General features: G+C 41.7%; 16 protein-coding genes and 1 pseudogene. All 17 read right to left on the reverse strand.

Annotated features, from left to right (window positions below; genetic code table 11):
* Positions 1 to 7: 7 nt before the first annotated feature.
* Positions 8 to 1,078, reverse strand: coding sequence for a hypothetical protein (locus ACYIB7_RS04290; RefSeq protein ID WP_217753275.1), 1,071 nt, complete (start codon positions 1,076 to 1,078; stop codon positions 8 to 10).
* A 1-nt stretch (position 1,079) separates the two neighbouring features.
* On the reverse strand, positions 1,080 to 3,980 hold the full coding sequence (locus ACYIB7_RS04295; protein WP_480338225.1) for a S8 family peptidase: 2,901 nt from the start codon (positions 3,978 to 3,980) through the stop codon (positions 1,080 to 1,082).
* A gap of 5 nt (positions 3,981 to 3,985) precedes the next feature.
* On the reverse strand, positions 3,986 to 6,799 hold the full coding sequence (locus tag ACYIB7_RS04300; RefSeq protein ID WP_480338226.1) for a virulence factor SrfC family protein: 2,814 nt from the start codon (positions 6,797 to 6,799) through the stop codon (positions 3,986 to 3,988).
* A gap of 12 nt (positions 6,800 to 6,811) precedes the next feature.
* Positions 6,812 to 9,841, reverse strand: coding sequence for a virulence factor SrfB (locus ACYIB7_RS04305; RefSeq protein WP_480338227.1), 3,030 nt, complete (start codon positions 9,839 to 9,841; stop codon positions 6,812 to 6,814).
* Between the two features lie 310 nt (positions 9,842 to 10,151).
* A complete protein-coding gene (locus ACYIB7_RS04310) occupies positions 10,152 to 11,375 on the reverse strand; it encodes a tyrosine-type recombinase/integrase (RefSeq protein ID WP_480338228.1) in 1,224 nt (407 codons plus the stop codon).
* Between the two features lie 12 nt (positions 11,376 to 11,387).
* Positions 11,388 to 13,568, reverse strand: coding sequence for a type IV secretory system conjugative DNA transfer family protein (locus ACYIB7_RS04315; protein WP_122205102.1), 2,181 nt, complete (start codon positions 13,566 to 13,568; stop codon positions 11,388 to 11,390).
* A 41-nt stretch (positions 13,569 to 13,609) separates the two neighbouring features.
* A complete protein-coding gene (locus ACYIB7_RS04320; RefSeq protein ID WP_419501420.1) occupies positions 13,610 to 14,281 on the reverse strand; it encodes an Lcl C-terminal domain-containing protein in 672 nt (223 codons plus the stop codon).
* A 6-nt stretch (positions 14,282 to 14,287) separates the two neighbouring features.
* Complete coding sequence (locus ACYIB7_RS04325) at positions 14,288 to 14,797, reverse strand: hypothetical protein (protein WP_480338229.1); 510 nt, start codon at positions 14,795 to 14,797, stop codon at positions 14,288 to 14,290.
* Positions 14,794 to 15,639 carry a conjugative transposon protein TraN gene (gene traN / locus ACYIB7_RS04330; protein ID WP_118146578.1) on the reverse strand — a complete coding sequence of 282 codons (846 nt, stop codon included), beginning with the start codon at positions 15,637 to 15,639 and terminating at the stop codon, positions 14,794 to 14,796. The genes ACYIB7_RS04325 and traN overlap by 4 nt, the downstream gene beginning before the upstream one ends.
* Before the next feature lie 24 nt (positions 15,640 to 15,663).
* Positions 15,664 to 16,824: a conjugative transposon protein TraM gene (gene traM / locus ACYIB7_RS04335; RefSeq protein ID WP_480338230.1), complete on the reverse strand. Its 1,161-nt coding sequence runs from the start codon at positions 16,822 to 16,824 to the stop codon at positions 15,664 to 15,666.
* Complete coding sequence (locus ACYIB7_RS04340; protein ID WP_008775159.1) at positions 16,821 to 17,186, reverse strand: hypothetical protein; 366 nt, start codon at positions 17,184 to 17,186, stop codon at positions 16,821 to 16,823. Before ACYIB7_RS04340 ends, traM begins: the two co-directional genes overlap by 4 nt.
* An 11-nt stretch (positions 17,187 to 17,197) precedes the next feature.
* A complete protein-coding gene (traK, locus tag ACYIB7_RS04345) occupies positions 17,198 to 17,812 on the reverse strand; it encodes a conjugative transposon protein TraK (protein ID WP_008771398.1) in 615 nt (204 codons plus the stop codon).
* 27 nt (positions 17,813 to 17,839) lie between these two features.
* Positions 17,840 to 18,973: a hypothetical protein gene (locus ACYIB7_RS04350; RefSeq protein ID WP_289200647.1), complete on the reverse strand. Its 1,134-nt coding sequence runs from the start codon at positions 18,971 to 18,973 to the stop codon at positions 17,840 to 17,842.
* Between the two features lie 18 nt (positions 18,974 to 18,991).
* The gene (locus tag ACYIB7_RS04355; RefSeq protein WP_480338231.1) at positions 18,992 to 19,747 is read right to left on the reverse strand and encodes a DUF5045 domain-containing protein; all 756 of its coding nucleotides are present in this window, start codon (positions 19,745 to 19,747) and stop codon (positions 18,992 to 18,994) included.
* Positions 19,748 to 19,767: 20 nt separating this feature from the next.
* Entirely contained in the window at positions 19,768 to 20,499 is a 732-nt protein-coding gene (locus tag ACYIB7_RS04360) for a hypothetical protein (protein WP_289705529.1), read from the reverse strand.
* Complete coding sequence (locus ACYIB7_RS04365; protein WP_480338232.1) at positions 20,496 to 23,021, reverse strand: hypothetical protein; 2,526 nt, start codon at positions 23,019 to 23,021, stop codon at positions 20,496 to 20,498. Before ACYIB7_RS04365 ends, ACYIB7_RS04360 begins: the two co-directional genes overlap by 4 nt.
* Positions 23,018 to 24,376 (reverse strand): annotated as a pseudogene (locus ACYIB7_RS04370) (TraG/VirB4 family ATPase); the annotation flags it as partial. The gene ACYIB7_RS04365 and the pseudogene ACYIB7_RS04370, both read right to left, overlap by 4 nt.
* Positions 24,377 to 24,447: the final 71 nt, after the last annotated feature.

Here is a 24,447-nt window from a genome sequence, read left to right on the forward strand (position 1 = left end):
TTACGAATTAAAAAGTTCCACCATAAATGTCATTACTATCTATATCGTCTGTTCGCTCTTTAGAGTCAGTAGATATTTCTTGTTTTGTGTTTTTTCGCTGCTTCTCAATCTTAACTGTAGAGCTTTTTGATTTGAGAGGTATCAAGTAGTATAGACCAATTGCTCGTGTATTTCTCTTCTGCAAGAAATATGGGAACAAAAGCATCAGAAATAATAAAATGCCAGACCAGATAGTATTAAGCGAAATCCCTTGGGTATTCCTATAAGTGTCTTTTAAACCTTGCAAACCTTCAAGGGCTTGGTCGTAGGAATTTTGCTCACTGTTGAATAGTTGAATATTATCAGGCTCATTGCTCATTTTAAATTCAGATACATGAATTAGTGTGTTATTCCATGATTTGATTGCATCTGAAATCTTATCAATATTTCCTATAAGGAAAGCATTCCAAACACTTGCTCCTTGATTGGCACTTTCAATCCATTTTAGCGCAAGAGTCTGCAAACTATCCGTGTTTTGAGACAATAATTGAAGTTGAAGAGTATGAATATAGTTCTCCTTTTGAAGTGCATCGTTGTTGCTAGAGAACCCAGCATTCTTGTATTGTAAGGGATTTGTATTTCTATTATTGATAATAGTCGTTAAATGCTGACTATAATTGTTGATACGATTATTAGCATACGAATTATAATCAGTAAACATCGTTTTTGATTTTTCTATAGAGGTACTAAACATTTCTTCTATATGTGTTCGTTCTGAATACACATTCCAATAATGGTTGTATGGAATCATACTCCACATAAAGGCAATGGGACATAAACCAATCAATATCCTCTCGATAATTATTGAACGATTAAATTTACCATCTGTTCCTTTTAAAATTTGTGCTCCAATAAAAGTTATTAATAAAATTGTATCTATAATGAATACTTTTATTGCAGCAGCTGAGAAGTCACCACCATTAGAATAAAAGTCACCCATGTAAGTAACATAACTGATGAAAATCAAAGCAACAAAGGCTATGATATGTCCCCACGAAAATTTTAAAGTTTCGTTCCACGAATAATTATTTGTACTCATATTATTGAATTTTCTTTTCTAAGTCATTTATTTTTTTATTCAATGCGTCACGCTGCTCTTTTAATTGTTTAAGCAAATCTTTCAATGCACTATAGTCATCTGTTGGATTCTTGATTTCGGTAGAATTTTGTTCCTTATTTGGTGACTGATCTGTTGGAGCAATCTCATCATTGTGTTCTATAGATCCTGTATCCAGTATTTGCGTCCATATTGGTTCTTCTGGTATATCACCATTCTTAACCGCAGCGAGAACTTTATCTATAAGTACCATTGGTGGGATAAACTTATCCAAGTCTTTTCCCGTTTTTTGGATAACAGCAATACATTGTTTTACATTTATGTCCGGCTTGATCGTTTTCATTAAAGCGATAGTTCCACTTATAATTGGGGCGGCCATACTTGTTCCGTCAAACATTTTGAAGGAGTTAGTCGGGTAAGCACTATATATTCCTTCTCCTGGCGCTGACACGTTTGTACCCAGTGAATAATTTGTAAAAACAGATGATTTATATTCATGTGTACATGCTGCTACATTTACTGTATTATTTGTCAGACGGCATTCTGGTAGAATTGCTGTCACGATATTATCATTTCCTGCTGCAAAAACTAGAATAACATTCTTTTCATTTGCAGTATTAATAATGTGCTTATACACTTTTTCTTCATTCTTAAAATACTGTTGAGCAACTTTAATCTGCTCTTCAATAGGTAATTGACTTAACCCTTGGAAGCTAGGTCCAATTGAAATATTGACAATATTTGCTCCATTATGAATTGCATACATAATACCACTCGCAAGAGAAGAGAATGTACACATTCCATTGTCAAACACTTGGACTGGCATAATCTTACAATTTGGGGCGACTCCAGCAGCTCCTTCAGAATAAAACTCAGTAGAACCTACTGCTAAACCGGCAACATGAGTTCCGTGGCCTTGTCCAGGGCTCAATGCTCTATTTTGAGTAAAAACATTATATGCTTTAAAAAATCTGTCCTTAAACATACTATGATTTACATCAATTCCATCATCAATTATTGCAACAACAAGATTGGGATCTCCCTTTGTTATATCCCAGCCCTCTTTTACGTGTGTTGCCTTTAAATGCCACCCTTTATTTCCGGTTGATTGACTTTTATTGCCATGTAAAACCATTATAGATTCATCTACAATGAAAAATTTTTGATCGGAAATTTTTAAAGGTAATTCCTCACGAATATTATCGTGTTGTCCTTCGGGTATTTGGATTTGAATCATCCTAACATTGGGGTCATATCCAATAACTTGATAGTTGTCTGACGGATATATTTGTTTGAAATCTTGTACCCATTTGTTCAAGTCTGCATTTTTATCTTCAAAGTAGATGTTTAATCGATTTTCTATTATGTCTGGAGTGCCTGGATTAGACACAATTGGTGGCATAATACCATCATTGCCAATTATGGGTGAAACTACACCATTTTCAGGTAAACGTCCATCACTGCCAACAATATTGTTTATACTTCCATTGTTGTCATGAATTGTTCCGTCAGGTTTAGCTACCTGTTCTATCTTATCTGCTTTATCATTTGGCAAGACGGCATTTCCATTACGATCGACCAAAACATCACCATCACAGCCTCGTAATAACCATGATAACAACCAAATTAAAAGAATAATTAATAGCAACCATAACAACCATTTTAGACAACCTTTACCTGAAAAAAATCCAGTAGTCCAAAGTCGCCATCTTTTGTACCAAGGTAGTATTTTCTCATATTGTGCAACGCAAACCTTATTATTGGTCAGAGCAGCAAAAGGATCAACATCCCAACCTGTAAAACGATACCCTTTATTGGGTTTTACTATTGGGATTTCAGATACTAAAGGGGCTGCTCCAAATGGCTTTCTGATTACCTTATTACCTTGCAATGTCCCATGTTCGCCTGCTGAAAAGTTACACTGAATAAATTCCTGCTTGTATTCAGCGGTGAATAGAGTGTCTTTATTTATAGGTTCGTTAATACTAGGTGACCATTGAGTAAATTTAAATCCTTTATTTACAACAATACTGGGAGTCTCTTCTATACTTAAAATATGTCCTTGGGGGACCTCAATAGATGATTCTCCCTTCAAAATGCCGTTTTTGCCAGCATCAAAGATAATTTTTACCAATTCCTCCTTTTCTTCTTTCGTTGGAGGCACAGCTTTTAACGTAGAGTATTGAGCTGTGAATATAATATCATCGAGTACTTCATGCCCAATCGGATTAGGAATCCAACCAACAAAACTAAACCCTTCATCTGCAATAATAGAAGGTATATCTTTTGTTGTGATAATATGTCCTTTGTCACGATTAGTTACTGTAAGATATGGGGTTCCTGCTTTTGACATTGACAGTTTTCCATGACCTGCTAAATCAAAAGATATTTTCTTTTTATCATACCTGACAGCGGTTTTGAACCACTTGCCCTCACTTGTATGTTTACTATCATCAAGACGCATACCCCAAGCAATGAGTACAACTTTTCCATCATAACAATATATAAATTCATCATTGATGTACTTTAGAGCCCCATTGAGAATCGAAAATTCCTCAGGATTTAATTTTTTCAATGTTTCCTGATAATGTTTTATAGTTTCAGCCTTTATGGAGGTATAACGATCTTTCTCTAAACCAGAAAGTTCAGTAAACTTTTGTGGTGCATCATTCCATTCATCTACATACCAAAAGATACTGCCATCTTCATAAAAAGGGCAAGAAAGGAAAGATTGGTATTGAGGTAATATACGACTCTTTACAACACTTTCTACACTCTTATAGCGTTTATAAAGAGGATCAGAACCAATACCTTGATAATCGGTAAAATCTATATCGTCAATATGTCCAAGTAATCTTTTATTATAAAATGTAGCTCTTGCCATAATTTTTATATGTTAGTATATAGTGCTTTACATTTATCTATAATGTCTTTTATATCAGCATTTGCAATTGGATCACTATGTGAAATATCCGCAGAATACAAAAGTCCGATAATTAAAAGATTCTTCCATCTCTGAAAATTATCCCAAAAAGGTAACTTCATCAATGTTCGGATTGAGACAGAAGTCGGGTCGGATGCATCATCAAATGCTTGTAATGCATCATACACGCTAATTTGTGTGTGTTTGATATCACTAGCTTCAGGCGATAAATCAATAGATAGATTGCATGACTGTGCCTTAGAGCGTATATTTTCAATATCTTCATTAGTCATATATGCTCGGCCTACAGAACTAACAAAATTATTCAATGTTAGTGATGCAAAATCAGCTATTGCATTTGGCAAATCATTGTAAGGAAATACTCTTGAATACTGGTCTATCTTGGTAGATATTGTTTTCTGAACACCTAATTTTTTACACAGACTTTGAAGCATAAAAGCAACTTCGTCAGAATGAGGAAGATATTTTTCAAGTCCTTTAACCTGTTTATTGATAAATACTGCCCAATAGTCTAAAATATTATTAGATACCACATCCGCAACTGTTGCAGCAATATTGCATTCATTTGAAATCACATCATCAACAGTGAATCCATTTTCAGCAAACTCTTTTTCTAAGGTTGTTATATCGCAAGCATAATAGTCACATAATCTTTTGATATTAAGTTGTTTATCTTCATTTGGATTGACCCCTGCTTGTGTCCTAATCAAAATAACTTCATTAAAGTCTTTAGGCGTTTCTGTCTTCAGGATAACGATGTCGTATGCAATTTGACGTAAATCTCCAACAGGTGTCATCAGTTGGTCTATAATATAACCAAAGATTTCTGGTTTTTTGCCTATTTGAGAGTCCAGACGTCTGCGAATTTCTCCAGCTATAGCCCGTGTCCTTGCATTATTCTCTTCTTTGTTCTCGGGTTCATAATATGTGTTTAGTTTGGCCAGCATTTCGTCTCTCATTGCCTTTAGTTCGTTTAGATACTTTTCTCTTCTAGCTGCTTCTAATACGCTGGAGATAGCATCTAAATCACGAATAATTGCTTTTGAGCCATCACAATTTAAAGAAGAGACCTCGTCCCAAGATTCCTTTGGATTGGCAAAATGTTTCTTAACAAATTCATTGTTAAGAAAGCTCCGTTCTAGATTATCAAAATACTCGGGATAATCATTGTATATATGCCGTGCTACTTCTGGTGATTTGGTTTTGTCATTATAGCCATCGAATATTTGATTCTTCATTGACCAATAATAGTCACGAAGTAAATAAATACTTTGAAAAACCTCAGATCGGAACAAGCCACCACGAGTTACCCAATTATCAAACCAAGTAGCAGGCTTGATAATTTCAGGTAAAACGGTTTTGAAACGCTTCCAGTGTTCAGATAGTAATTCTACATTAGAAGATGCATCGTTTTTGGTCCTTTCTAATTCAATATTGAATTTAGTTGCGATCAAAAATAACGGAGAAATTCCATTTGTTCGTGTTAAATCCTCAGTGCGTTCTTCTGGAGTCTTGCCTATATTGGTTTCTATCCAATCATTAATAGTCTCACCTAATGTCGGCTCATTTTTTTGGTCATTGTGATGGCAGAATAAAACTGAACTTATTCTTAATGATCGAGAGTATTTATTAAAGAGATAAGCTACTTTACCACGGCGTAGTATAGTCGGTAAGACTGTTCCGATTTCCTGTTCTTTGAATTTTTCACGAGAACGTGCCCCTGGGAAATCCAACAAATCAATTTTATTTAAAAATTGTCTATTCTCTGCAATCTGTTTAGGTAAAACAAATGTTAACTCTGCAATGAGTGCTGACAGGGTTGATTTGTTAAAATTGCTACTCAATAGTTGCCCTTTTGCATTATATACATCTGTAACCAATACATCGGTTTCTGTTTCATGTTTTAATCCACAAACGGAATCCAACCATTCTATTTTTAGTAATGTACCTTTATCTCTGAGTACCGCATCAAATGGAACATAAATTTCAGTCTGAAACTGTATTTTCTTATATTCATTTACCAATAAACTGAACAGGTGGCTTAATTCTTCATTCTTATTCCATAAAATACTAAATATCTTAACCCAATGCTCGCTTGATACATACTGAATTTTTGGAGCGACTATCTTACGGAAGTTTGAGTGAGTAATGTTTACCGCATTTGCTCCCAAAACTTCTGCAATGTAGTCGCAAATATCTTTTACATCATCTTCTGTAAGAACAGTTTGGATAGGGGTTGTTTTATTTGCCCACAGATATTGAATATTTAATAACTCAGTATTGATCGCATCATGCAAAAGAATCTTATTGTTATCTATTTTAAGGTCGTTATAGTATGAGTCAATTAAAAGCATTAACAAATCTGCGATGGAAAGATTTTTGATTTTTATAAAATCTTTCATCGTTTCGTTGTTATTATTGATAGTAAATCTTGTTATTACACCTGTAGATTCTGTTTTAGAAGTATTGCCCCCACTAGGGTTTAAATCGTCAATAAAACTATATTCTTTGCCATTATTGACAATGACAAAAGGAGACTCTGCTGTCGACAACAGACTACTCATTAGATATGACTTTCCGACCTGACTTTCACCATATGCCGCAGCGGAACAATTTTCAGATAATGCATTAGCTATTTTTTTTAGTCTTCTACGATATTCTTTTAGTTCCTCAACAGGAAAAGTGCTTTTATCAAATTTTTTAGCCCATGCAATTGAACGTTCAATTTCTGCTATTTGTGAATTTATATTCTGTATCATAATATATTTGCATTATTGAATATCAAAGGCTCCGGTATCAAGCCAATAACGCTCGTCCGCTCCTAAACTTTGAATGTTTATTTCAATGTTACTATCAGCTAATTCGTTACCTTTTTTGTCAACAATAGCTGTGATTATTAACTTTTCTTTATCATCTTCGTCTCTTTCAATAGATAGTTGAAAGGGCATTCGCAAACGCAAGTCATCAATTATTTCTTTAACTTTAGCGAGAGCTTGTGTCTCATTTATAGAAGTACCTTCTTGAATAGCCTTACTCCTTATGCGTTCAAGCATCTTATGCTGATTAAAATCAATGACATATAATTTTCTTGACGGATAGGAATCTAATCCAATTTGCCTAACATTTAATGTCGTTGGTAAAGAACTAACCATCAATTCACCCATATTTTTATCAGGAGTGATAAAGTATTCTATCGGCTGTCCTTCCCTTGAAGATTCTATGTAATTTATTACAGATTTTAGTTTCTTATCTAACTGGGATTTGTCAATTAAGAATTTATCAAGATTACCAAGAGATGTTGCATAATAACCGACTAATGCTCCCATTGCAACAATGGTTTTTGCAGTCGCTTTTCCAGTGTTATTCTTATTAGGATACCAATGTCCTACAAAATAATCGTTCAATAATATTAAACGATTTGGAGATACTGAATAATATTTCAGGAAAATATTGCGAATTGGAGACAATGAAGATGGTCGTCCAGACAGCAATACAATGTCGCAATTATAAGCATACATTATAGTTGCTATTTTTTTCAATAAAGGTTCGAATGCTCTTGATATAACATCAGAAACTACAAATTTGTTAAACTCCCATTCAAGGTCTTCCAAATCAAAAGAGAAGTATTTCTTAAATCCTGTTTTTATTCGTTCATTGGGTGGACAATCTTCGAATACATCTGAATAACGTACTGTACAATCCTTAATGTCATTGGCTAACATATCAAGGAAATAATGCATAAGGGGGATAGAGTATTGTATATTAAAATCTCTACGCAATTTTCTATCTGCAATAGTCTGCCCTGTATAATCTGGTCCGAAAAAATTACGCATACGCTGACGATAATCCATTTCAGAAAGACCTTTCATTTTCTTTCTAAAAGCGCTATTTGATGAGAAGAACATTATTTTTCTTATAAGTTCATTGAGCATTTCGTCACCGGCATAATAAAAACTATCGTAAAAAAGAGGCTCGGGAGTAATGGTTGTTACGTCTCCTTTTGTATAGGAATAACGGCTAATCATTAAATCCGAAGTTCCTGCCCCAATATCTAGAGAACCGATTGTTAGTTCTGGTTGAATACTGTTTTGAGTTTTTTTCCCGTATAAATTAAAGAACTCTTGACAAGACCCTTTATATTTCCAGCCAATTTCACCGTATATATACACTAGTTGCGAGCAAGTTGCCTCATCGTAATACCATTTGCTTTCGGCATCCTTAAATGTTGTAATAGCTGGTGCAATATCAACTCGGTAATCTTCATTCTTAAAAAGGTTAAGTAACTTTACTGCATCATTAGCACACTTTACGAGGGCTTCTCTTTCAAGTTTTGACATAGCAGTAGGGCAGGTAACAACCATACGTCGTATGCGACGTGGTAATGTCATATCACCACGATCTATTCGATATTGGTTGTTATTGATTTGTACCTGTGCTTGAACAAGCATTTCAAGAAAAGCAAAGGTCATAAGAGACCGTCTTGAATAGTGATAAGACTGTCCCCCTGTTCCATTGATTGCTAACTGTCCATTACTTTGTAAGTGTTCTGATATTCCAGGAATGTTTAATATGTGATTATCTTTTTCTCCATCAAGCACCATAAAGTTCCATTCATCTTTACTTTTATGTCCATCCCACAGGTATCTTTTGGGGCTTGACATAGTAGAAAGACTTTCTTTGTTTGAAACAGATTCTGTTGCACGGTGGATTAAATGATTCGCCTCCTTCCCAAGCCTTACAAAACTAGGATATACAAATTGCTTACTACCTTGTATTCCAAAGTCTCCAAAGTCCACTTTTCTAAATGCTAATCGCATATCAAAAGGTTCTTTATATGAATTTATCCTGGTGCCGTTGGAATCGGATTTTAATAAATTTGTATAGTCTATTAACTCCAGCAGATTAACTTGATTGAAATTAGAATTATCTTCAACAAGAAGTGCTGTTGTTCGTGAGTTGCCTATGTCAATAACCATATCGACATCTTTCACTAACGTATCTTTATCTTTAAACAAAGACACTTTGGGGAACAACTCATTTTGAGCGATATAATCAATTAATAAATAATAAGATGCGATATAACTGAGCCTTTTGCCTGTCTTTATCTTACCAACACTGCTTATATTAGGGTGAACCAAAGAAAATAAGTAGTCATTTATATATTCCCACTCTTGCTTGGGTGAACAAAAATCCATGAGATAAAACTCTTGTTTGCACACCTCAAATTTCATTTCAGTCATAAACTGATCTGGGAAGATAGGACATTCTTCATATTTACTACTCTGTTCTACAGTACGTGTGTCAAATGCTAAAACCACATTATAACGTCTATATTGTTCTGTAGAATCAATAGGTATAAGCATAAATCGACTCCAATTTAATGGACCAAATTTAAATTTGGTTTCACTACGTTTGAAGAAGTATGGCAGTGGCAACCACTTGTTTTCAAAAAAAGTTAAAGTATTGCCTTTATCAGAAAAGCTCATTTTGTAAATTTCACCTGCACATTGCATGTCTTCATCAATCATCAAAGGTGTAATTCCCTCGTCCGCTAATGAACTAACATCAATATCTCCACTACCTGTAGCCTCTGATAAGAATCCATATTCAGAAAGTTTTTTTTTCTTAAAAAAGTACCTATTGGTATCTGTTGTAACTTCATGGGCTAAATCAAGAATCCATTCACCATTTGTGGTGTCATACCACTCATGAAACCATAAACTGAACTTTTCCTTTGTTTTGATTTCCAAAGGAAAAGTTGTAATATGAATACCCGAATTTGCGATTAAAGAATATGCCATATTGCCAATCTAATATTAACTCTTACATAGAGTTAGTACACATTCTCATATCACTGAATTTGCGACATTTAAATAATATGTTTGAAGCATTACGTCAAACATTTACTCTTTGCGATGAAACTTTTGAAAAGAAAAGCATACTATCTGCAAATAAATTTGTAATTTTGCAGGCAGTTTACGCACTCTATGTAAGAGTGAGAACTTTTACCAAACAACCATATTTTACCACGAGATATTGCGGCACAAACATTTAGCAGTCAACATTTTCCATATTGACTGCGGTTAAAATCTCTATAACTAAATTGTCATATTACTTGTTTTTCTCCAAAAGATTCAAAATTTTGTTATTGGCATCATCAATGACATTAGTCTGAATAGATGCAAGATAAATTCGTGTAGTTTCTTCATTGTCATGCCCCATACCAAGACTGATGGCCTGCATAGGCACATTTTTCGATTGGGCTATACTTGCCCAAGAATGGCGCGCCACGTACATGGTTAGTGGAATAGGAATTTTCGCAAGTTCTGCAATCTTCTTCAAATACCTGTTGATTAGCATCATTTTATTCAAATACTGCTTACGTTCAGTTCCATCTTCTTTTGTGATAATAGGGAAAAGAAAAGGATTATTTGAATTAAGATGCTTATTGGCTATCGCTTCCATTTGTTTTTCCCATTTTACAACTAACTGTTGCCCTGTTTTTCGACGATTATACACGACAAATCCATTTGAAAGGTTCTTCTTTTTTAGATATGCAATATCAATGAATGACATTCCGCGCATATAGAAAGAAAACAGAAACATATCCCTTGCAAAATCAAGGGTAGGGGTACTACTCAAATCCAAATCTTTAATCTTTTTAATTTCTTTCAAACTAATAGCACGTTTTGAAGTCTTGTCTACTCCGGTATAAACCCGTTTGAAAGGATTGCTCTGTTCAGTAAGTCCATCATCTACCGCACGATTATAGACACTGCGGAAAACCCTTAAATAGAAAGAGGTCGTATTTCGGCATAAACCGAATATGCGCATATGACTTTCATATTGACAAATCAATGCCTCGTCAATTATGTCAAAAAACAAATCTTCTCCATTCCTAAACTTCATAAAGCTAAGAAGCATCTGCTTGTATGTCTCACTTGTCCGTTCTTTTCCTGTACTTTTTAATTTCTCTATTTGAATTTTGATATATTCAAAAACTGTCGTTTTATTAGAAGATTGGGCATTATATTCTCGTATGATTTCATCTACCGAAAAACATCTTCCTTTATTCTTAAATTGCTCAATGATTTTATTCAATCTGTTTTTCTCCCATGCAATTTTCTCTCGAACAGATTTGATGGTTTTCAATCGGTTTGGAGAAATAAGCGATTGCATGACAATATCACTACGATGTTCATCCCACTCGGATTCATATATCCTGTAAGATGTTCCTATTTGTTTTACCACTCTTTCGTGGATAACTTGAAAATACAAAGTGCCCTCTTTCTCTGGGAGAGAGGACACTCTAAACTTTAATTTTATTGATGCCATGTGATTACATATTTATTTGACTTTATATTTCTGAATCTCTTGTATCATTTCCTTTACATCCTCTCCAACCTGCACGAAGTTCTTGTAAAGGATGCGCTCCCGTTCATCCCTTGATTTGAAGGTGTAAAACTTGGGAAGCGGTACATAGCCGGCTTCCTCCTTTTTTATCTCCTTCATGTCGAAATCCGTCTTGCAGTAGAACTTGGAGGTCTTGAACTCCTCGCTTTCCTGAATGTTCATGCTTCCACCGCTTCCTGTTTTTGTCTGCACAAAGTCACGGGCTGTCTGGCCGCATATCCATCCGGTCGGCATATCGGAGATTTTGGATGCAGGAACGAGACTGTCCATGTTCTCATTCAGGTTAATGGAGGTTTTGTCCCGGTCAATGGTAACACCTTTTTTGAGCTGTACCACCTTGCCGAAGATGTCGGAAGACAGCCATTCCAAGGTCTCTTTGGAACGGGCAGAACCGCTGACCACATTGCCGACAGTGGTGATAATCTTCTGCATACCCACCTTGCCATAATCCGCTTCAAGCTGCGGCAATTCCTGAAACCCCAACGCTACCGATACCTTGTTGCTTCGAGCCGTACCAATAAGGCGGTCTATCTTATGGAAATATAGGGTAGGCAACTCATCCACGATGATGCTTACCGGGATATTCTTGCCTTGTCCAGTGTTCACTCGTGTAACCAGACGATTGAGAATAAGGGCGTTGAGTGCCCCGATAATGCTTTCCATTTCCGGATCATTGGCTATCAAGAGATAAGAAGGGCTTTTCGGGTCAGACACTTTCAAGTCGAAGTCATCACCGTCCTTGTGGAATATCCAGTAACTTTCCTTGGTGGCAAGGCGCGAAGTATAGACACGGAGCGTACCTATCATGCCCTCCAATTGCTCCATTGCCTTGTTCTTCAGAGCGGTTTGAAACGGACCGAGCAACGGTGCCACCTCGTTGTCGGTCTCCAACACCTCGAAAATGGTCTGGTAACTCTCATTGAGGAATGACAGGATATGTGGCATATCGGAATACTTTCCGAGCCAATAAGCCGGTTCCACTTCCTCGCCTGCGGAATTGAACACCCGTCCGGTGGGTATCATCCGCTTGGTCTGTTTGTCCTGTACCTTCTCTGCCGTGAGCATATTTCCGTCCTTGTCGTATGGCTCTTTGCCCCAGTTGCAGAAGAAATAGATGCAGGCTGCCAGGAAGTTGACAGCGGATGTCTGAAAGAACTGGTCACTGCCACCGCCTCCTTCTTTCTTGCCTTTTTGTAAGGACTCAAGTAAGGTTTCTGCGGTTTCAGATGCGGCAGCAAGGTTGTTGATGTATTTCAACTGGATGGGATTTACCCTGCGGCTGTATTCCACATCAACGAAATTGATGATGTTGAACTTGCAACCCTTGGGTAACTTTCCGAGCTTCTGGTTTTTCTTATAATGATAATATAATTTGGTCGCCAAAGTCGGAAACTTATAGTCGTAAACAACTAAGGCAAAGCCTTTTGCAGAGTGTTGCCGGATAAACGGTTCGATAATGGAGAAAGTCTTGCCGGAACCCGGTGTGCCGACTACCCATGTGCCTCGGAACGGATTGCTGATGTTCACCCAACCTTTGCGGAACTTCCCCCGGTAATAGTAGCGCATGGGGATATTGACCGAATACTTGTTCTCCTGCAACTCCCGACACTGCTCAAAACTCTCGTTCTCAAAATTGAAACGGTCTTTCAGCAATCCCTCTTTGAGGAACTTGGATATGTTGTCAAGGGCGATGTGAACCAGTACTACACCGATTACTGAGGCAAGCATATAAAGCCAGATGTTCAACCGTAAAGTGTAAAGCCTTGTTTCCATCGGATATCCGAACAACCAAACAGACAATACAACCAGCCCCATACCTATTATGATAGGATAAAGAACTTGTTTCCGTGCATTGAACTCCAGTTTCTTCTTGTTCCTTGTTCCTATGCAGGTGATGCATATAAGCAGGAACGTGGCTAACTTGCTATATGCGAGATTTCCGTCATTGTAGATTACCCACCGCTTGATACGCCCGTGTATGTCGCAGAGTATGCCGCCCCAATGGTCAAGCATGGCCGGGTCAATGGCATACTCGAAGAACTCCAGCAGAATGGAGACATAGATGACCGAACGGAATATCTTGTAAAATCCTTGTAACTCTTTGCTTTCTTCCATTTCGTTTCCCGTTATTCGCTAATTCTTGTGTGTTCTGATTTTTAATCTCTCAAAGTAATGATTGCACGTACCTTGTGCGCCTGTGTCTTGGGTGTTTCCTGCATCGAGCCACTTCCCATGGAATAGAGCCACGCTTTCGCCTTTTCCTGCCCGGCCACTTCCGTACTCGTCCAGTACCAGCAGTCATCGGCAGCATCGGGCAGCTCGTCGCCACCGCACATCCTGATGATGGGGTTTATCTGGCTCTTGGCATTATAGAGCATCCGCATCTGCGCCACGGATGGAATATAGGACGACTGTCCGTACCGCCACAGGGCGAAGACTGCTTCTGCCATAGGCGAGGTGGTTTCTCTGGTGTCGTAGATTGCAAAGGTGTTTTCGTTGCCGTCCAGTGCCGTGATGTCAGCAGATGTGCGTTGGTTTACCCCTATGCTATCTGCAAAAGCCTCCGGAGCCAAGTCCCACAGGTAAACCGCATAGCCGTTGCCTTCAATGGCTTCGTCGTGATTGACATGGAACACCACGGCAATAGGCTGTTTTTCGGATTGCTTGAAGTCTGATACCGACAACACTTTGCCGTCCGTACACAGGATATGACAGGGCTTCATTGTCGTGTCCGGGAAATCCCGGTGTGCGTCACAGGCCACGAATAACGTGACGATGGTCAACAGGCTGAATAACCTGCAAGCGTTTATGTATAATTTCTTTTTCATTTTCCCTTAGTTTAGAGGTAATTTTACACCTAAGACAATGCCCGTGCGGAACAGGTCTTCTCCTTTTATCATCAAATCGGTTTTCACCTGGCAGAACAGCCTCCAGCCACCTCGAAGCACATAATTGTGTTCATAGCCGAGGTGGATGCCACCCAAGAACCTGTTAGTGTCACTCCCGGCCGATGCCCCGATACGGACATTGCCATAATGGTTGCGACCACGCGCCACACAAGGCTTGTAGGCTACTCCGAATCCGTAACTCCTGTAATTCCTCCAGAATGATTCCGGACAGATATGCTTGCAGGAGGCGCATTCATCCCATTTGAGATAACCATTGGCAAAAAACTCCCACGTGTGGTGGTATTTGCCCTCATGTTCGTATGAGAGGGTGAGATCCAGCCCGTTTTGATACAGGCAACCAACACCCAACGAAAGACGGTCGCTGTTGCTTTGCGCTTTACCATTCATGGCAAATGTTATTACCGTGACCAATACCAATAATATCTTTTTCATCATTCCTCCTCCAATAATACACGGTTAAACGAATCGGCTGAAAGCACATCCTCGTAGTCTATATTCAAATGTATGTTCCTGCCGCTTATCTGTTTCTCGGTCATTTCAATGGTCAGTACCTTGTCGTTGGGGAAGGTCATCTTCTTCAACACGATGACGTTACGATAGCCATGACGGAATGACTTTGCCTGTTCAAGTACCAATGCGGGAGCCAGCTCTATGATTTGGGCGTTGGTTGCCTTGGACAACTTCTTGTCCGCGAGTTTTACCCGTATCTGATCGATGTCGAAACGGATATTGGTCTTGTTCTCGATGGAGAAGTCAATGAAAAAATAATCACCGACCGCATAGATGTTGTTCAATCTCATCGTCATGCGGTGTTCCCGGCTTCTCACGTTGCGGTATTTGGCAGGAGAGTTCCATATACGCCTCGCAAACTGTGTCATATCAGCCTGTGACATACTCACGGCCGGATTGTTATAGGCGTTACGTTCCCGGAACTCGATTTCCTTGTCCGTCACGGCTTCCTGCATCCTTGTGGTATAGAGCAACGCATACTGGGTACGATAGCGTTCCGTGACAATGGTGACGACGGCCAGTACCTCACCGTCCTCGTGTCCTGTCTCCTTTGGTTTCAGACGGATCGTGTTGTTTATCGGTTGGTCACCGACCACTTTGTCCGTGGAAATATCCACGAAACGTATAGGTTCGGAAGCGGTAATGACCGTGGTCACTTGCTCGTTGACGGTCAGTTGCTCCAATTCCTCGTAAGTCTGCTGGGCGAATGTAGGCAGGCTCGACAATGCCGCCGTTACTCCGATACAGATAGTCTTGATAATCTTCATATCTATGATTCTTTGAATGGTTATTTACTTTGCGTTTCTTTTTTCCTTGCTGTTGATGATATAGACAAACGTACCGTATTTCAGGTTGACCTTGTTCTTCTTGATGTTCTTGCTGATGGCGTTGCTCGTCTTCTGGTAGGCATCCTGAATAGCCTGCATTCCCCATTGGGTAAGGCTGTTGCCATTACTGCCGGTATTCATGTTCATGTTGCTGTTGAACGCTCCGCTTGCCACATCTTTGGCGGTTTCCCTGAATGAACTTGACGGCACATACAGTCCCTCCAGTCCGTCGGTATCATAGAGCGAAAGGCTGACCTTGATGATTTCATCATTCACCAGTACGCTGTTAATGATTCCCTTGACCCTCTGCGAGGAAAAACCGCTCATGATGGCATAGAGATAAGAACCGCTTTTGACCACCGTCTCATTGATTTCCACATCATCCAAAAGCCGAAGCCTGACACGGCTTCCGTCCACGGCCTTGACATCCTCGTCTATAATCGCCTTGATCAGATTAGGCTCATGCTCGTTTTGGGCAATGGTGTTGAAATAGTCGGAGGTCACTTTTACTTTCTTGACCATTTCACCCGGTTCTTCGTTTTCGGAAGGAGCGTTTACCGCCCGGCTGTCTTCGTTGATTGTTCCGCTTGCGGACACTCCGGTTTCCGTGCGTTGTTCGAGACTGTCTTCTGCAAGCGGTTCAACTGGTTCCACCTGTGCCTGCGCCTTTAGTCGTGCTTCCGCGAGGGCACGCTCCAGTTCTTTGAGGGCTTCCTGCTCTCTCGCTTTGGCATCGGCAGTTTCCTCTGCCTGTAATTTCTGCTGTTCCAGTTCACCCAAGAAGGCAACTTCGTCCTGGCTGTACTGTGATTCGTATTTTTCCTTGTCATCATCGGGTTCGTCTCGTTCTATGTTATCCACAGCCGTGTAGTCGGCAATCTTGCCCCACGACTTTGCCATGTTCTCGTATTTGCTTCCTATGCCGTCGCCGCCCTTGATGGTGGCATTGGGCAGGTCGGGATTCAGGAACTCCGTGGTCTGGAGTGTCTTGTCGGCTATCTCTGCCTTTTCTGCATTGAAGAGGTCAAAGATGAAATAGGACGCGCCCAACAGCGGAATGTACAATATGGCAGGAAGCATATATTTGGGCTGCCTGAAATTGATTTTCTCGAATATCCTTTTCATCGTTGTCTGGTTTGGGTGGGTTCAACAATGGGAGCAACCGGCTCCTTGTGGCGTTCTCTGAGCAGGCTGTCCTGCATTTCTGTAGCACTTCTTATCTCCTGACCATGCCGATAAGCCTTGGTCAGCCGATAAATGTTGAAGGTGAATGTGCCGATTACGAAACCGAATACCATGACAAGGAACAGTATCTTGTTCCTGTTGGCAAAGCCCTGTATCTTGGCGGCCAGTTTGTCAAGACGTGTCGCCTGGGCGAATTTGCGACCGGCATTCACATCACGCTCGTATCTCTCTTTGTATTGTGGATCGTTCTTGTCCGGCATCTTTTCGCCGAACAGCATCCTGCGGAATCCTTTGGTGTTCATATCTGTAAATTTTAATAGGTTGCTTTCGTTTTCTGTTCGATGTCTTTATTGAGGAGGGTACGCCAATTTACGATAAGCAGTCCGTGCGGATTGTTCTCGGTTCTCGGTACTCGTTTGAGTTGCCCTGCCGTCACCAGTTCTCGCATCAGGATGTTGCTTCTGCGCTCGATACGCTGCCGTCCGTAATAAGTGAACTCCATATTACTTTTGTCAAACCGCACACTGTCGCAGTAAATGGAGAATACGGCACTCGTTCCCAAGATGTTGGAGTAAAAGCCTTTCTCTTTGAGCGTGTTGTACTGTGCAAGTCCGGTCTCGTCCACCAGGTACATCGCCTTTTCCATCGTGTATTTGATGTACTTGTCATCGGGAGGAAGCGTGAAAAAGAAGTGGTGGAACATTTCCACATGACTTTTGGCTTCCACATCAAGGGTTTCGTCCATCGTGGTACGGTTGACCAATATTGGCACGTTGCCGTCCAGCACATAGACTTTCTTCTGTGCATCTGTCACCATTGTCCGTGCCGTCCAAATGCTGCTCACGCTGATGATGATACAGCCGACAAGGAAGAACGAGCAGATGATGCCCACTAACTTGATTTTGTTTTCCAAATTTCTGATTACCATTGTATATTCTTGATTATGAGTTTACGATTATCGCATCATAGTGCCGATTGCACCGGTCGCTGTCATCTTCGCCTGTTGAGCCACACCTTCACCGAAGTTTCGGGTTGAGAATGCGGTATCGCCCTCCGGTATCATCCAGGCGGCCAAGTCCGGAACAAGGTTCAGGCATTTCAATGCCACGATACTTGCAGCCATAAGGTAGCCTGCCGAGAAAAAGGAGTTTTGCAGATAAGCAGCCATTGTCTGCTCACTTACCGTGATTGCCGTCAGGTTTTCCACCTGTATGCAAAGCACAATGTCGAACAGAAGCAGGACATAAAATCCGACGAAGTAGAGCATCGCACCATAAAAATGTACCGTCAGATACCTTGTCAGCCATTTGGCCCAAGCTCCTTCCCATTTGGGCAAGAGGCTGAAAGCCCATTGTATCGGTCCGAAAATCGTGAGCATTCCGAGCAGGATTTGCTGGCAGTAAATCGTAGCCCACCAGCCTATGCGAAATACAATTAAGGCTATGAGCATCACGATTTTATCTATTCCTACAACAATCCCGGAAGTAAGTGAAGTGAACCAAAGTTTGGCTGCATCCTTTTCCATATTGGTCACTTCGTCCACCCCGGTCTGTTCCATAGTGGCTTCTATCAGATTAGGGTCGGAAGTTCCGCTGTGTGCCACATCCGCTTGTGCTTGCAGGCTGGTGTACATCGTATCTCTTGCATAGATGAGTTGCTGCACCTCCTGAAATTTATCCTCTATCTGTGTGGCTTCTGCCTGATACAGGTCATGAGTATAAGAGCCAATACAATTCGGGATATAGGATAGGAAATCCAACACGCACCAGTTACTCCCACTGTTTACCATACCCGTGTCTGCCGGAGGATACCACCAGCATAGGATAATTGAAATCGCCAATGGCTTGAACAACTTCATGATATCCAGCGGTTCATTCTTGACCATCATCTTATACGCCATGCCTGCTGCCATGACGATTGCAAACAAGGCCGCGAGTGCCATACACATCTGGAGAATCCACCAAAACGGGCCTTGTGAACCTGTGAAGGTGGCATCCGTCAGGAACTCGTTGGTCTGAAAAATCACATTATCAATCTCTTCTTCAAGCAGATTGATGCCGAAATCTGAAAGTATATCTCCGCTTGCCATCTATTTTTCCATTAAATTTTATCTGTTCACACTCTCGTTCTCATTTCCGTCTTCGTTCCCGTCATCATTCTGCGACCCTCGCACTGCTGACCGGGATTCATTCCAGCGACTCATGGCATTGCTGATAATGCTTCTTTTGTCTATCGGGCGGTTCTCCGTTGCCGAAAGGAGATTCTTCGTGGCATTGCGGTTGCTCAACTGGACGAGATATTTCACCAGTACATCGTTTTGCCGGGAGACATCGGCATAGATTTGCAGATACTCTTTCTTACGCTGCGCGTTGGGCATATAGGCATCCCTTGTTGCCTTGATTGCGCATTGATAGACATGGTAATAGTCGTTCCACCGTTCTTTTTCTTTTGGCGAGCCGCCTGTCATCATTATGCGGTCAATGTTCTTCTGAAACTGCCGCATCTGTGATTCCACCTTGTCCTTTTCCGCAAGCCAGGCCAAATCCACTTGTCGGTCTGCCACATTCAAGGCTTCAATCTTGGCTCTGCTTGTGAGTGCGGAATCTATGGCTTCCGCTTCATCTACCTGCTGATAGGAAGCCACGCCTGCCGCCGTGCGGAATGTGAGTTTGTTCTTGACAGCTGCCGTTTTCTTGTATTTGTTGTGCAGCAACGTGTAATAAAGTTCCGGTTTGAGCGCACCGGCTCCGGTTTCTTCCACCGTGATTTGGTTCATCTTGGGCGAATCGTGGTTGTAGGTGACATATTGGGCGTTTGCCGCAATGGTTGCCACTAACAGCATCGTTGTAAAAATCCATTTCATAATTTCTCTATTTTTAGTTATCAATAATCCAGTTTACCTGATTGTCTCCACCGTCCGAAAGCATCGTCAATAAGTTCCCGTTTGGTCTTGGTACGATAGACTTTCTCTTTCCAATAGCCGATACGAACCTGTATGTACCGCCAGGTCTCGAAATAAGCACGGTTCAAATGCTTCTCGATATTGTCAAGAGAACAGTTGATGCTGTTCAGCACCATCAGCAAGTCCGAAGTGGAACAAGCCGCCGCACCTGTGGCGTACAGAACCAAATCGCTCACGGATTTATATAGGTATTCTCCTTCCTGGGCTATCATCCGTATGGCTCCGGCATTGATGGATAATATCAGAGTGTCTGCCAACTCTATGTGTTTCCGCTTGATGGCCTTCTCATTGAAATCTTCAAGCATCGCCTTGTAGTCGGATATTCTTTCGCTGACCCCTTTGTAGGTGGAATGTACATTCAATGCCGTGCGCAGGGACTGGTACATCACGTCAATCACATCGAAAGCTCTGGTGTACTTGTCCAGATCCACGTTCAACTCCTTATAACCCACCGTTTCCTTACGGCTGTATTCATGCAGGAGTTTGTTGCTGTGTTCCAATGTGGAGCGAGCCAGCAAGAGGCTTCGCTGTTGCTTGTGGTCATTGATATAGGCTTCAACCGTCCCCACATCAAAACTCCATTGCGCATTTGCGGACAGGGGTGCCAGCAGCATTATCAACAATCCGAGTATATATGTCCTGCCTCTTTTCATCGCTTGCCCTCCTCAATCTTTCTGTTTCGTGCGTTTTCCATCCAACGGTCGTGACATTCCTCCACAAGGGAAAGTCTGCGCCCCTGATCATCGTCAACGGGTGGCAGAACATCTTTCAGCACGTCAATGATACTGCGCCTGTAGTGCATCATCTTTTCCAATGATACCAAGTCGGCGTAAATCTTCGTGAGCCGGGAATCCACTTCACGGGCTATTTCCAGCCGGTCGCTTGACCAAAGCAGGTGATACATATCGTTTGTTTTCGTGTCCTCCTGCGGTGCAGTACGGGCATATTCAGTCGTTATCTTGCACTTCGGATATTCTTTCGCGATTTCCGCTATGCGGTCATTGACCAGTTTTGTCTTTTCCTTGTCGCTCATATCGGGGTCAAGCGTAATCACTTCCACCACATGGGTATCGGAATACTCCGTTGTCAAGTCCCAGGAGATTTGCAGGATAGCCCTGTGTATCTTGATGCCAAGGAAGTATTTGGGCTTTCGGGCGATTTTCAGTGTCGCCTTGAATGTGATGATGCCGTTGATATTCGGGATTGTGCCTTTTCGGACATAGGTGTAGCCGTTCCAGGAACCGTTGTCCTGCCAGGTGATATTGTAAGCCGTCTTGCAGTCTTGCATGATAGCCGGTATCCGGTAATAGTCATCGGTCTGAACATCGTTGTCGCTTTGGGCTTCTTCTTTTGCTTGTGCGATTTCCTCTTGCTTCTGCTGCCAGGCGGCAAGTTCAGGTTTCAACCTGTCTATCTCCGCTTTGTTCTCATTGTATTTCTGACGGAGAGGAGCGGCATCCTCCACACTGGCATTGGCAATCTGTTTGATAAGCGATTCGTTTTCCGTTTCCAATGCGGATATTTGTGACTGGAGCGCGTAAACCTTGTTGTCCGCTTCCCGCTGCATGGCATCGAGTTCAGACAAATCCAGTTCCTCGCTTTCAGCTGTAGTCTTCATCGCGCACTCTTTGGAATGTGCGTTGAGCGTACTTCCGCATTTCCGGCACTTGTACTGGGTTGTTCCCTGCCCAAGTGTCGCACCGTCCGAACAGGTGACACTGATTGTTACCGTCTCGCATCCTTTCAGTTTCTCTTCATTGGTTGCCTGGTAATAGTTCCGGCTGTCGGAAGCGATATAATAGACATAGCCGTCTTCGTTGTCGTTAAACTCAGACAGATGTGCATTAAGTTGTGCCTTGAATGTGTTCAAATCCATCGAATAGGAATCGAACACGTCTTCATAGACTATTTCCTCGTTGTTCCAGCTTTTCGTGACGTGGATTTCGTAGGCGTATGCCTTCTTGGTTTGCTTCTTCCCTTTTTTAATGATATAACTGTTCTGATAATAATTGATAGTGTAACTGAACCCGTCATTGGCGTTGTTAAGCTGCTGCACTCTGTTCCTTGACCATCCGGCGTAGCGTTCCGAATTGGAAAGAGCCTGTTCCTTTTGCGATGCGTTGGGATAGAAGTTCGGATCGCTTGTCTTGAAGCGGGTCCATTCACCACCTTCAAGGATGCTCTTGTCATCTGTCGGGGGATAATAGTCGCAGAGAGAGACACTGCCACGGTCACGCCTCGCGATGTACCATCGCTGGGTGTAGTAATTCCCGGCTGTTTCGTCCAGATAATCGGTAATCCACGAAGTGAGGTTGTAGTCGCTGAACTTGAACAATCCTGCCACATTTTCTTCACCACCCACGATGCCCAGTATGGTCTGTCCGGCATTGTTCTCCAGTTGCTCGAAAAGTCCGTTGTAATGCTCGTAGATGTCAATGACCTTGCTGACTTTCCCGTTCATCAGCTCGTGAAACGAGTTCTGTTGTAGCAAGGCGTTCCCGATATTGGTGATTCCCGAAGTGGCAAGACCGGCTCCCATCCGGTAAAGTTTGTCCAAATCGGCTTTCAGGTTTTCCTTGGTGAAGTTGCCCGGCACTTTGGATATGTCATCAAAGAGCCGTTGCCAGTCCACGTTGCCAATCTCGGAGAGTTTTAAGATGGAGGCGATTTCTTCATTGATTTCCAGAAAGGCGATATCGGAGAAAGACAGAGTGCTGTTGGTGACAACGCTCTCGAACTGCATACAGAGGGATTTGGTGTCATCGCACACTTTCATCAGATAACTGCACCAATGGAGTGCGGTCTGTGGAGAACGGAGCATCAGTTTGGCGACAATCCATGTCTTCGGGATAATCTTGTGCGCCACCAAGTGATAAATCCTGCGGTAGTAGTAATTTTCGGTGGCACTGCTCCAGATGCCCAAATCAGTGAGTGCCTTCCTTTCCAGGAACTTGCTGGCAAATATTCCGGCAGTGGCCACTTCCGAAGCCTTGTAGTGTTTCAGTATATTCTGCACCTGCTCGTCATAATACGCTTCTGCAACGGTTCCAGTACCGTAGGCGGCAACCATAGCGGCAACGGTTTTCGCATCGAAGTTCACGCTGTAATACTGGGCATGAACTTGTTGGGCGAAAATCGTGGCTATTGTCATTATTATGAGAGCGAATCGTTTCATTGTTGTTTTGTCTTTGGTTGATGAAGATTCAATACCTTCCCGGCAGCATTCACTTTTTGAGCAAACGGCAGGGACTTGCTTATTCCGGAAGCATCCCAGTCAGCGCAATAACGCTCGATGGCTTCCTTGTGGCTGCATTGCAGTTCAGCCTTGTAGAGTTTCAAGGCTTCTTTCTCGGCCCGTTCTGTGGTATAGGTCATGTAACACTCATGCGGTTCCTCCACGCCATACACACCGCTGGTAGTGCCACGGCGGATAAAGACCTCACGAAAGAACGAACGCCCCTCTTTATTCTCTAGTCGGTTGATGGTAAAGATTTTCTTGCAGTCCACGTCTGTCAGACCGAGAATAGCCTTGATGGTATCAAAGCGTTCACGGAACTTGCTTTGGTCAAGCAACATTACCACATCGGAGTTGTTGATGATGGCCTCCTTGACAATCTCAGACCCGATGATGTCCTGAATCTCCTGTGTGACCACGCCCACTGAAGCCCAGAACTTTCGGGCGGTTTTATACATGAATTTGATGTATTCTGCCATAAGAGGGCTGGCTATGGCTTTCCATGCCTCCTCAATGACCAGGACTTTGCGGTTCTTCTTGATACGCATCTTTTGCAGGAACACGTCCATGATGATGAGTGTCACCAAGGGGAACAGGAGCGGGTCATCTTTTATGGAATCGATTTCAAAGACAATGAAGGTCTCGTCAAACAGCGAACTGTCCATGTTCTCGTTCAGCGTCTTGTCATGGTTGCCACCTCGATAGAAGTCTTTCATCATATACCGGTAGGTGGAAATGTCTATCCCGGTTATACTGTTTTCATTGCAGATATCGGGAATGCGTTGTACGGAGAACTCATAGAATGTGTTGAATGACAGTGATTCCACTTTCAGTTCCTTTCTCCTGCGTTCTATCTCGTCTATGACAGTTTCTATCCGTGCGTTCAGTTCCGTTTCATTTTCAGCGCGGTTGCCGCTTTTGTTTCGCTCGTCAATCAAAAGGCTTTTGCGCAAGTCCTCCCGTTGGGGTGGAGTGAAACCGTCGAAACCGTTGAAGTAGGTATCGTAATATTCGGTGATGACCTGCTCGATCAGCCTGTCTTCCGTTTTGGTGACCGTCCCTTGGCTGCCTTTCCAAATCAGCAGCACGAGATTTTTCAGGAAACCTGTCTTTTCCACGTTCAATTCCTGCCTGTTGATGCGGAAAGGATTCATCGTAATCGGGCATTCTTCCGTGTAGGAGATATATTTTCCACCCAAATACTCGCACAATCCCTCGTATGAGTTACCGGTATCTACCATTACCACGTCCGTCCCTTGCTCGTGAAGCTGGCGCACGACCGAGTTCATGTGGAATACATATGAGAGAGTTTTTGTTACTGAATATCAGCAATATAAGAAAATAAAGGTACAAAAATCCGGCAAGG

This window comes from Parabacteroides sp. KHUB-03 (assembly GCF_056640975.1).